We start from the raw sequence: 10,917 nt of genomic DNA, 5'->3' as shown, positions 1-10,917 counted from the left end.
CACACTCTCAACTTCTTTCCTATGTATTTTGTTACTCCCATGTTTAGGAAAATCATATCAACCACAACTCACCAAATTCTCACAAATTGTCGGTTAATGCCGAACAAAAGAAAAAAACAGAGAGATTTCTCTCTCTGCTGTAACTTTTTTCATATAAATACTAGGCCAGATATGCAGCTACACGTTCTTTAAACTCTGATGAAGGAACCATGCCCAGCTCCGAACGATAAGCAATCTCGAATTTCTCATAGAGCCGTGCGATCTTATCCTTATTTCCGAGCCTAGCATATATATCAATCATTTGCTCGTTCATCTCTTCATGAAGAGGATATAAACCCAAGAACTTTTCTAATCGTTGCTCCGCTTTATGCCAGTCCTGAGCAGCACAATCACTGTCCACTAGCAATCGAGTCCAGGTTGTAAAATACTTGCAGTAAGCTTCCTCCAGCGAAATCTTCCATAGATAAGGCTTCCCATCCAGCAGGGGCCCCTGATATAAGAAACAAAGCCGCTCCATTTGAGTAGTGTTTTCTTTCCCTTCAGCCATTTCTAAATGAAACCTTTGATAATCAAGAGCATCATAACTTTCATTTCCGGTCTCCAGCATATAACCATCATTCATTTTACGGATTTCCATGCCGAAGCCCTTTTCTTTTAGCATTTTTTTCAAGAGGTAAATCGTATTATACAGGTTGGATGCCCCTCTCTCATCCTGCATATCTGGCCATAACAAATCAATTATTCTCCATTTACTGATATAACGACCTGCATTACATAGAAAATATGCGAATAATTCCTCTGCTCTGCGCGTTCGAAAATGAATGGGCTTTCCTTCTGAATCACAAACTTCAAATCCGCCAAAACAGCGGATCATAGGCCCCGTTTTCTTTGGCTCTAGGATCACCGCAGGTCTCATTCGTTTAACAAGTCGTTCAGTAACCCTGTTGATCGCTTCGGGAGTTATTGGCTTAAGTATATAATCTAGTGCACTAACCTCGAACGCTTCCAGTGCATAATTCTTGTAAGCTGTTGTAAATACAATTTCCGGTTGATGCATCAGCTTCTGAATTCTGCTTGCCAGCTCAATACCATTCATCTTAGGCATTTCAACATCTATAAACACGACATCCGGTTGTAAATCAGGTATGCACTCCAGTGCCTCTAATGGATTTGAGAAGGCCCCGCTAATGGTATAATCTGGATTACGACCGATCAGTACCTTCATCAAATTCAAAATTGGCTTCTCATCTTCAACAATCACTACACGAATCATCGTGTTTCTCCCTCCATGCCCCCAAGGCTTGCTGGTAAATACATTGTTACTTTGGTCCCAAACCCAAGGTCGGAATGAATGGTTAGGGTAGCTCCGGGTATAGCGCCTAGACGCTTTCGAATGTTATGGATTCCAATACTGCCATCCGGCTGCTCGTCTCCAGTTAATTGATATAGCAAGTCATCTGGCATACCCACACCATCATCTTCGATGATAACTTTCATATAGTTACTACCTGCTTGAACCGTGAGCGAAACTCTGCCCTGACCCTCTTTTTCAAACAATCCATGTCTGATCGCATTTTCAACAAATGGCTGAATACATAAGGAAGGGATTTCAACAGAACGCAGACCCTCATCCATATAAAAAATAAAATCAAACCGTTCTCCAAAACGCGCTTTTTCGATCTCCACGTAGGCTTGAATCAGCTCTAACTCCCGGTGCAAAGGAACAACTAAAGTGGATCGGTCCATATCGAGAATATAACGGATGTATTGACTTAACATGGATAACAAATAGGCGGCTTTCTCTCCATCTGTATAACAGAAAGAGATCACACTGCTCAGTGCGTTATACAGAAAATGCGGTTTGATTTGCGCTTGATGAAAGGCATACTCATTTCGTATCGCTTCTTGTATCGATGTCTTCATTGCAATCAGCGTTTGAATTCTCGCAATCAGCGTTTCTCCATCAAATGGTTTAGTTATATAATCATTCGCCCCAGCCCTGAAGCCAAGCGCAATATCTGTTGGCGCGTCTTTTACTGTAGCAAACAAAATAGGTAAATCCAGAATGGAGTAACGCACCCGCAACGTTCGGCACAACTCAATTCCTGAAATCCCCGGCATCATGACATCTAATATAACTAGGTCCATATTAGGGTATTGCTCCATTTTGTCCATTGCTTCATTCGCTGAAAACGCCGTAATTACATTGTAATGATGCCGTCTTAAAATATTCAGCAGAATATGAATGTTAGAGGCCTCATCATCCACAATTAGGATCGTATATCCACTCTGATCCACTATATCTAGCGAGGTCTGCTCAAAATGCGCGTGCTGCCCCACCCCTGTAGCTGCTACTTCGCGGTAGCCTGGGATCCGCTCGATTTTGGGCAAGGTGAAGATCATTCGAGTGCCTTGACCAACCTCAGACCAATCCACCCGAATCTCACCGCCCATCCGCTCAATTAGCTTTCTGCTAATATACAGACCCACACCCATTCCTGTGTAACCATCTTGCGGAAGTGGTTTATCGACTTGTTCAAAATATTCAAATATGGCGGTATGCATATCAGGGGATATCCCAGTTCCTGAATCTTCAACCGTAACAGATACTGTATTTCCCTCTACATAAGCTTTTATGGTAATAAATCCTTTATCCGTATGCTTGATCGCATTGTGAACTAAATTGTACATGACTTGTCTTAATCGACTATCATCCGCAATCACCCACACATCGGGTTCCACCTGATTATCTAATCGCACAGATTTCCCTGCGAGCTCAAACTGCAACACATCAAATACAATTTGTGAAGCCACCCTTAGATCAACCACTGTCTGCTGTAGTCGTAATTCTCCATGCTTCAAAAGACTAACATCAATCAAATCCTGAATGAGCATTGACAGCTTTGTAGAAGTGTCCTTAATTAACCAAAGATTCTGTTTCTGTAATGGATACAGATTATCTTCGCCATCTTCTAATAAAAAGGATGTCATATTCATAATGCCATGCAGCGGAGTTTTGATCTCATGAGAAGTGTTCATCAGAAATTCATCTTTAAGCTGGTTCGAGATTAGCAACTGACGGGACAGCATTTCCGTCTTATCATAAGTATTTGAGAATCGTACAGCTAACATAATATTGAAGAAAACAATAAAACCAATGACTCCGCATTTACCCACCAAATCGGTCTGCAGAACATTTTCAGAGTAAAGACTTACATCAAAGAAAAATATCAGGAGCGAAATCGCACCGCCAATGAACAAAAACAGTTCTTTTCGATCCGTCGTCTGGCTCTGGCTGCGAACATATAAATAGATCATTCTGACTATGATTACCACCATAACGATTCCAAGATAGGTTACAAATAGATACTTCATACGAATGTGTACACCATACGGGAGCACCAAAACCGATACAAGATATAGGACAAATGGAGACAACACAATCTTCATCCTCTTACTTGACATCAACCGGGACTCGACCGAGCAGTAAAACATAATAATGATAATCGAACCGACAAACTGGCTTATTTCCAATAGCTTGTAAGTTGATTCAAAAGGGAAATGGGGTAATAACTGTTGAAATATCTTCTCTCCATATAGAGAATTGTTCAAAGAAAGAATAAGCAAATATAAACCGCTGAGCAAATAGGCCTTTTCTCTACGCCCAACGAAATAGAAGCTGAGATGATATGCTCCAAACATCCCCAGGATCAATATAATTCCAATGTCAGTACCCGTCTGAATACTGTTCAGTTTTGTAATATCCGTGTGCACGCCCAGTGGGATTGAATTTACGATTCCCCCAGTAATAAAGTTGAAGTTAGACACTTGAATTACAATTTCTATCTCTTGGGTATTAGACTGAAAAAATACCGTATACGGAGTATTCCCTGGCTTAAATGACTCACTTTCTGTTGAAGGAACCCCGTCCTCTCCTTCCTGCTTCCCATTGATAAATAACTTTTGAGACATACGGATACTTCTTATTTTCAAACCAAGAATCTCATCCGAATCTTTGACCAACACTTTAAGTCGATAGGTGCCAGCCCCTTTACGGTCCATTCCATCTTCTATGATCTTGCCTTTCCATGTGCCTGGGACAGATAGATATGTAGATTTCTTATCTATACTTTGCTGAATCTCAGATGGACTCAGTAATTTATTTTCATAAAACTCCCATTCTCCGTCTAGATCAACTAATCCCTGTTTCTCAAAGTCCCATCTCGACAAATCCAGTACGCCCTGCTTGGCCACCGGGGTATCTTGGTCCTGAATCGTTGGGGAAATAATACTTACTAATAGGGAAAAGGCAAGGATAAAAAACAACCCCATCCCAACTATTCCACGATATTTCATCGTCCTCAACCTTCAGGCTCCTCTCACCAGCGAGTAATTCTACCATTCTACCCCGCTGCTCTCACAAAAATCTCTCAAAGTCCCGCCTGTAAGTTACTTCCAGACACTGTTTACCTATCCACCCCAAGCATCTCCAGCCCAAGCCGTACACGAATATCTTCTACATTCTCAGTTAAATAAAGAGCGTAAGCTTTTATAATCGGCGTGTCTAACGCACATTGAAGTTGAAATAGCTTCTGTTGATCGAGATAAGGTTGGGCTATAGATCGTGGTAGAAATCCAAAGCCTGCTCCTAGTAGCAGCATGTCCAGCATAATCATCGAGTGATCAGTCTGAAGTATAGGTACATAGCCCGCTCCAACGATACTAGTAAACCATTCCGGAAACGGACCTCCCCACTCTAAATGACAATACTCCCGCTGAAAAAAATCCTCCCTACTTACAGGCGTTTCTCTTAATTGTGTGGAGACCAGAATAATCTCATCTTCAAACAGGAGATGTCTGGTCACCTTAGGATGTTCCGGCGGGTCATATTTAATCGCAACCTGGACTATTCCATCCAGTAAAAGATCACGTATCATATAGCTAGAATCAATATAACTTAGGAATTTGATGGCTACCTTGGGATGATCACGTCTAAATGAAAGAATATGCTGCAGGTAATAATAATGCCATACGGATCCGGGTCCACTCAAAATGATATAGTTCTCCAGTTCTTCGGATAGAGTCACCTTACTCTCTTCAAACAAACGAAGCATCCGCTCAGCATATGGAACAAAAGATATCCCTGCCTGCGTTAAGCTAACATTCCGGTTATCACGTGTAAAGAGCACCTTGCCCACCGAGTTTTCTAAAGCTTTTATTCTTGCGGTAACGGCGGACTGGGAGATATGTAGATGCTCTGAGGCTTTGGTGAAATTTCGAATTCTGCATACCGCCAAAAAAGCTTCTAATTGAGATAAGTCCATGGATAACACCCTCTACGATTCAAAATATTAATGATTATGATCTATAAAATTCGTTATACAAATTATATGTATTCAGTTATGATTTCGCTATATTTTTAAACTTATAAGTGCTGGAGGAATTTATATGGTTAGCAATGTCAGAATCAAACAATTATTTACGATTAAGGAATCTATTAATGAGCTTTCAAAGCTTCTAATACAGGTGGTGGAGGATGGAGCCTCCATTGGTTTTTTACCACCCTTAGATCCGTCAGACTCTACATCATATTGGCACAATGTTTTGGCGCCCGATGTGATTCTTTTTGTCGCAACAATGAATGATATTATCGTGGGAAGTGTACAACTACATTTATGTACAAAAGCAAACGGAAGACACCGAGCCGAAATCGCAAAGCTAATGACACACCCTAATTATCGTCGTAATGGTATTGCTCGTTCTCTTATGGAAAAGGCTGAAGAAAGAGCTAAGCAGGAAGAACGATCGTTATTAGTGCTTGATACAAGAGAAGGCGACCCTTCCAATCTCCTTTATACTTCAATGGATTACATACAAGCTGGACGTATACCGAGTTATGCAATATCAGCTAACGGCGAATTACATGCGACGATTTTTTATTATAAGATCATTGGCTAGACATTTTGAACTTAAAAACATTCTAAAAGGAAGAGTGGCAGAGGGGAAGCTTGGAACTGTAGGAGCGATAGCGCCCGCCTTTGTCTCCGGATTTCAACCGTGAAACACGGTATATAATCAAGAAATCTGGGGACAACAGCGGCCGGAAGTCCAAGCATTCACCGCAGTCACACAATTACCTTATATAGAAAAATCTTAAGTTCAACTAATATAGACATTTGTGAAACACCAAGTTATAGTATTGATAACACTTTTAATAACTATTTTCAAAAGTCTAGAGGTGAATAAAATAAACCAAATCGCAAACAATTCTATTCGTGTTAAAAAGATAAATCAGGAGCTCATCAAGCAAGCCTTGAAATCGATGAAAGAAGGAACCAAATCAACGATTGCTACCGCCACCGGGTTAAGTATTGCCACTTGCGGAAATATTCTAAATGAGCTTATGGAGACAGGTGAAGTCATTGAGACGGAGCTGGAGGCTTCGAATGGAGGTCGGCCGGCCCGAAGATTCATCTATAATGTCGATTTCTCCTACATCGCAGGCATCTATGCCAAAATTGAAGATGGCCAACAATCCTTAACCTATGCAGTAACAAATTCCGTTGGCGAACGTGTAGATGATGGATATATCAAGGCTGAGAGTATTGACGCTACAACCATTGATCATTTAGTAGGCACACTAATTCAAGCCTATAACAACATCAAAGCCGTTGGCATTGGAATCCCGGGACTGGTTCACCGAGGTGTCATCAATATTTGTGATATCAACACTTTAATTCATGCACCCTTAGAGTCACTCCTCAGAGAGAAATACGAGGTTGAAGTCACAGTTGAAAATGACATGAATCTAACCGTTTACGGATTCTATAACCAGCAGGATTACGAAGAGGATAAGACCATCGTCGTGTTGACCTTTATCAAAGGTGCCTTTCCAGGTGCAGGGATGATGATCGACGGGCATATCCACAAAGGCAATACTAGATTCGCGGGCGAAGTCTCATTTTTACCGTTTGGAATCTCGCGTGACGAGCAATTCATTCGTTTGGGGCAGACAGAAACGTTTATCCCATTGGCAGCTCATACCATCGCTTCATTGACGGCAGTTATTAACCCTGAGACGATTGCGCTCACAGGTGAACAAGTTAGACAAGAGGATGTGCCACATATCTATCAAAGTTGTCTGGCATTCATTCCAGAAGAGCATATGCCTCATCTAATTGTGCTGGATCACCCTGATGATTATTACATGGACGGATTAATTGCGATCACGCTGGAAAGCTTGACCTATTCGTTGCAGCTGGTTGAGAAGCGCCGGTAAGTATTTTTTATGACCCTAACATTTGCATTATGGATTGGATCTAAAACCAACAAGAACTTCAGGAGGAAATACGAATGGCAACAAACAAAGAGAATATGATTGCAGGAAAGCTTTACATGGCTGGTGGAGAAGAATTAGCTAGAGATAGCAAAAAATCCAGAATGCTCACTCGTTTATTTAACAATACGACGGAAGAACAAGGCGAATATAGAGTAGAATTACTTAAGCAATTATTCGAGTCTACGGGTGAATCGTTGCATATTGAGCCACCTTTCCGCTGCGATTATGGCAGCAATATTACCGTCGGAAATAACTTTTACGCCAATTTCGACTGCATTATCCTGGACGTAGCAAAAGTAACGATAGGTGAGAATGTTCTCTTTGGACCTAGAGTAAGTGTATATACCGCTGGCCACCCCATAGATGCGGACGTTCGTATTAGTCTGCTCGAATTCGGTACACCGATTACCATTGGAAACAATGTCTGGGTTGGCGGAAATGCCGTTATCAATCCCGGGGTAAATATCGGCAACAATGTAATCATCGGCGCAGGCTCTGTCGTAACTAAAGATATACCTGACAATGTAATCGCAGTGGGGAATCCTTGCAGAGTGCTAAGAGAAATTACAGAGGACGATAAACAACACTGGGAGAAGCTTAAAGAAGAGTACTACAGAGACATCGAGCAATAAAGATACCCGATTCTGGAGGTTCTCACGTTGAAAAAGCGTTTTGGCGGATTTAATAAGGTTTATGCCATGCAATTGGCAACGATCTTTTTGGGGTTTATTGTGTTTGGGATATCGGAAAATATTAAAGGGCCAGCCATTCCAAGAATTCAGTTTGACTTCAGTCTGGACGAAAAGCAGCTGGGTACCCTTTTATCCCTAAACGCACTAGGTTATTTGATCGCCTGTTCCTTCACAGCTGTATTGGTTCGTAAGTGGGGGATCAAGGCTGTCAGTATTATCGCTTTCGCATCCATGATATTCTCTGGCGTTCTAATTTACATCTCACATAGCTATCCCCTCTTCTCGGCTTCATACTTCCTGATGTATATTGGAAACGGAATGCTTGAGATTGGACTTGCCATTCTGGGAGCACGTATCTTCGTTAAAAATACCGGGACCATGATGAACTTATCCCATTTCTTTTACGGGTTTAGTTCCACGTTAGCTCCCCTACTGGCAACAGGGCTGATGACGGTAAGTATATTCGGTCATACTCTGGATTGGCGCGGAATGTATCTAATAATGCTTAGCTTATCTTTACTGCCTATAATATTTGCCTTACGGAGTACTTTTCCAGGTGACGATCTTCCACATGAAGACCGTATTCCCTTAAAAACGCTTGTCCGTGACCCTGCTTTATGGCTAATGGTTCTTATCCTTTCCTTCGGAGTAGTGTCGGAGCTTGCTGTAGGCGGATGGCTCGTGAATTTCCTTGAAAAAGCATACCTGTGGGATACGGTTACTGCATCTGGGATGCTGTCTACCTTCTTTCTCTGCTTCTCGTTAGCAAGGCTCCTGCTGGGGCCGGTTACTGATAAAATTGGATTTAACCTATCGCTTATCATCTTTTCAGCCTTCTCTGCCCTGTGTACGTTTGCCGCAATTTTGGGTGGAGAAAAGCTCGCATTTCTATTTGCCGCTGCAGGAATCGGGATTGCGATGATTTATCCTACGGTTATGGCTTTTATCGCGAAAAGATATCCACATGGTAGCGACACCGCCATCACATTTACAGTCACATTAATGGGAGTGGGTAGCGTAATCGGCAACTATGCTATAGGTGCTGTGATCGAAGGCGTGAAGCGGCTTTACGGTGCAGAGACGCAAATAGGCTTATTACGCGGACTTCAAGCCGGTTATGGTTTTATCGGATTATGTGCAGCGATATGCGCGATATCCGGTTGTATTCTATATCGTTATTTACATCGCCGCCAAGAACTTATCTAACCTCATCTATATTACTTAAAAAACCTGTCGATTGAATCGGCAGGTTTTTTGGATTTGAACTATAGTTTCCCTGTATGTGCTGCACTGTACGATGAGCTAAGATCATGTATGATACGCGTAACAATGGCATCTGCTCTCGCGATTCCGCCAAGACACCTACTGCAGCCCACTCATCAGCCCCAGTATTTTTCTAACAATTTGTTCCTCTTCGTTGCTCACCTTTTCCGTTGCCAATTCACCAAGCTCTGTGTGTTCTCCAACACAAACTGAATGAGCGGAATGTCTAAACATTTCTATGTCGTTAGCATCGTTACCAAAAGCAATAAATTGCTGCGGGTCTACGCCTAATCTCTTTAGTCCTGTCCATTTGTTCACACCTTGTGGACTTATATCAATAATATCTTCTTGTCCATGCTGGTAGATCACAATAGGCAGATTTTGCAGCTTATGTATAAGCTGTTCCCCGTTCAGACTGCTCAAAATAACTACCTTCACAAGCTCATCCAGCTCAGATGGACTTACATTTTTGGCGCGTTGTTCTGGATCTACATTTCTCCGAATGGGATGATCATCAGAACCCGAATATGAATAATCCCAGTGACTGTCAATCAAATAAGCCGCATTAAACTCTTCTATTAATTTCAAGAGGATGTCCGAAGTTTGCGCGTCAAAATGTATCGTCGAAATAACCTCTCCACCTTTTGCAATAAATGCACCATTCCCGCCAACCATTGAAAAATGATGCATATGTGCAGGCAACACAGGCAATAAATCACGAATAGGCCGGGCTGACGCAAAAATAACCTCATGACCTTTTTCAATTAGAGTATCCAAGGCTTGTACGATTCGTTCACTCAAAGGTTTGCCGCTAAAACATATGGTTCCATCTAAATCAAAAATAAATTTCATCATCTGTATCCTCCCCTTTTTATCTATAATAACGAGTTCGTATATAATAGAAAGGACCGATGTCCAAAAAGGAGTACGCAATGAAAACTATTCAGGATCCAAATCTTATAGCACATTACATTACCCAATTTAATCTAAATCAAGTATTTACGATATCAAAACATGCTTTAATTCAGTTACGTGTCTATGAGCAGAATGAAATCATTTTGCATGAGGGGGATGAGCTGGACGGAATTTATTTTCAAGTGGAGGGGCGTACTAAGGTCTACTCTAGTGTGGGAACGGGAAAATCCTTGTTATTACGGTTCTGCTCACCCTTGTCATTATTCGGGGACATTGAATACGTGCAGGAGGTTGTGGTCCAATCCCAAGTGGAAGCGGTACAACAAACCTCTCTCTTATTTATCCCGAAACAAAAGGTTGAGTCTGACCTAATGGATAACCATAGCTTTAAAGATTTATTGCTGAAACATCTTTCTTACAAGCTTCTAACCTGCACATCCGCATCACGGACGAACTTACTAGGCGCTGTCGAGGAAAGGTTTGCAAGTTATCTATTAACGATACAGCTCCAACGGGAGTTTGGAAAAGAAATTCAGACACCCTATATCCCAGATATAGCATCGTTAATTGGGACTACTCCCCGCCATTTAAACCGTGTCATTCAGCGACTCACCGACATGGAGATCTTATATAAAGTTAAGCAAGAAATTGTAGTACTCGACTGGGATCGTTTGGATGAAATGTCTAACGGAATAAGATTTGAATAAC

Annotated in this window: 9 protein-coding genes; 5 read left to right on the top strand and 4 right to left on the bottom strand. The window is 41.7% G+C overall.

Features of this window, described 5'->3' with window-relative positions:
* Nucleotides 1–160: 160 nt before the first annotated feature.
* The 3 genes from NST34_RS08775 to NST34_RS08765 all read right to left on the bottom strand — a co-directional run bounded on the left by NST34_RS08775 (nucleotide 161) and on the right by NST34_RS08765 (nucleotide 5,324).
* Nucleotides 161–1,273 carry a response regulator gene (locus NST34_RS08775; protein WP_341127575.1) on the bottom strand — a complete coding sequence of 371 codons (1,113 nt, stop codon included), beginning with the start codon at nucleotides 1,271–1,273 and terminating at the stop codon, nucleotides 161–163.
* Complete coding sequence (locus NST34_RS08770; protein WP_341129524.1) at nucleotides 1,270–4,356, bottom strand: hybrid sensor histidine kinase/response regulator; 3,087 nt, start codon at nucleotides 4,354–4,356, stop codon at nucleotides 1,270–1,272. The genes NST34_RS08775 and NST34_RS08770 overlap by 4 nt, the downstream gene beginning before the upstream one ends.
* 110 nt (nucleotides 4,357–4,466) lie before the next feature.
* Nucleotides 4,467–5,324, bottom strand: coding sequence for a LysR family transcriptional regulator (locus NST34_RS08765; RefSeq protein WP_341127574.1), 858 nt, complete (start codon nucleotides 5,322–5,324; stop codon nucleotides 4,467–4,469).
* A 124-nt stretch (nucleotides 5,325–5,448) separates the two neighbouring features.
* Here NST34_RS08765 and NST34_RS08760 point away from each other — a divergent pair, with 124 nt between their 5' ends.
* The 4 genes from NST34_RS08760 (at nucleotide 5,449) to NST34_RS08745 (ending at nucleotide 9,237) form a co-directional block, all read left to right on the top strand.
* Entirely contained in the window at nucleotides 5,449–5,958 is a 510-nt protein-coding gene (locus NST34_RS08760) for a GNAT family N-acetyltransferase (protein WP_341127573.1), read from the top strand.
* Nucleotides 5,959–6,322: 364 nt separating this feature from the next.
* Nucleotides 6,323–7,279: an ROK family protein gene (locus NST34_RS08755; RefSeq protein WP_341129523.1), complete on the top strand. Its 957-nt coding sequence runs from the start codon at nucleotides 6,323–6,325 to the stop codon at nucleotides 7,277–7,279.
* A 74-nt stretch (nucleotides 7,280–7,353) separates the two neighbouring features.
* Nucleotides 7,354–7,971: a sugar O-acetyltransferase gene (locus NST34_RS08750; protein WP_076283349.1), complete on the top strand. Its 618-nt coding sequence runs from the start codon at nucleotides 7,354–7,356 to the stop codon at nucleotides 7,969–7,971.
* Between the two features lie 66 nt (nucleotides 7,972–8,037).
* Complete coding sequence (locus NST34_RS08745; protein WP_076283420.1) at nucleotides 8,038–9,237, top strand: MFS transporter; 1,200 nt, start codon at nucleotides 8,038–8,040, stop codon at nucleotides 9,235–9,237.
* Nucleotides 9,238–9,393: 156 nt separating this feature from the next.
* On the opposite strand, the gene NST34_RS08740 is transcribed toward NST34_RS08745, so the two are convergent.
* Nucleotides 9,394–10,146, bottom strand: coding sequence for an HAD-IIB family hydrolase (locus NST34_RS08740; protein WP_445667688.1), 753 nt, complete (start codon nucleotides 10,144–10,146; stop codon nucleotides 9,394–9,396).
* Between the two features lie 80 nt (nucleotides 10,147–10,226).
* On the opposite strand from NST34_RS08740, the gene NST34_RS08735 reads away from it, so the two are divergent.
* Nucleotides 10,227–10,916: a Crp/Fnr family transcriptional regulator gene (locus NST34_RS08735; protein ID WP_341127571.1), complete on the top strand. Its 690-nt coding sequence runs from the start codon at nucleotides 10,227–10,229 to the stop codon at nucleotides 10,914–10,916.
* The last annotated feature ends 1 nt before the right edge of the window (nucleotide 10,917 follow it).

Origin of the sequence: Paenibacillus sp. FSL H7-0714, from assembly GCF_038003765.1 — a bacterium.
Lineage (GTDB): Bacteria > Bacillota > Bacilli > Paenibacillales > Paenibacillaceae > Paenibacillus_AQ.
The sequence above is the reverse complement of the archived record's forward strand: the minus strand, read 5'-3'. Positions and strand labels throughout refer to the sequence as shown.

Excerpts from the sequence above, each read along its gene's own strand:
- NST34_RS08775 (WP_341127575.1), bottom strand. The coding sequence starts at position 1,273 with ATGATTCGTGTAGTGATTGTTGAAGATGAGAAGCCAATTTTGAATTTG.
- NST34_RS08770 (WP_341129524.1), bottom strand. The coding sequence starts at position 4,356 with ATGAAATATCGTGGAATAGTTGGGATGGGGTTGTTTTTTATCCTTGCC.
- NST34_RS08765 (WP_341127574.1), bottom strand. The coding sequence starts at position 5,324 with ATGGACTTATCTCAATTAGAAGCTTTTTTGGCGGTATGCAGAATTCGA.
- NST34_RS08760 (WP_341127573.1), top strand. The coding sequence starts at position 5,449 with ATGGTTAGCAATGTCAGAATCAAACAATTATTTACGATTAAGGAATCT.
- NST34_RS08755 (WP_341129523.1), top strand. The coding sequence starts at position 6,323 with ATGAAAGAAGGAACCAAATCAACGATTGCTACCGCCACCGGGTTAAGT.
- NST34_RS08750 (WP_076283349.1), top strand. The coding sequence starts at position 7,354 with ATGGCAACAAACAAAGAGAATATGATTGCAGGAAAGCTTTACATGGCT.
- NST34_RS08745 (WP_076283420.1), top strand. The coding sequence starts at position 8,038 with ATGCAATTGGCAACGATCTTTTTGGGGTTTATTGTGTTTGGGATATCG.
- NST34_RS08740 (WP_445667688.1), bottom strand. The coding sequence starts at position 10,146 with ATGAAATTTATTTTTGATTTAGATGGAACCATATGTTTTAGCGGCAAA.
- NST34_RS08735 (WP_341127571.1), top strand. The coding sequence starts at position 10,227 with ATGAAAACTATTCAGGATCCAAATCTTATAGCACATTACATTACCCAA.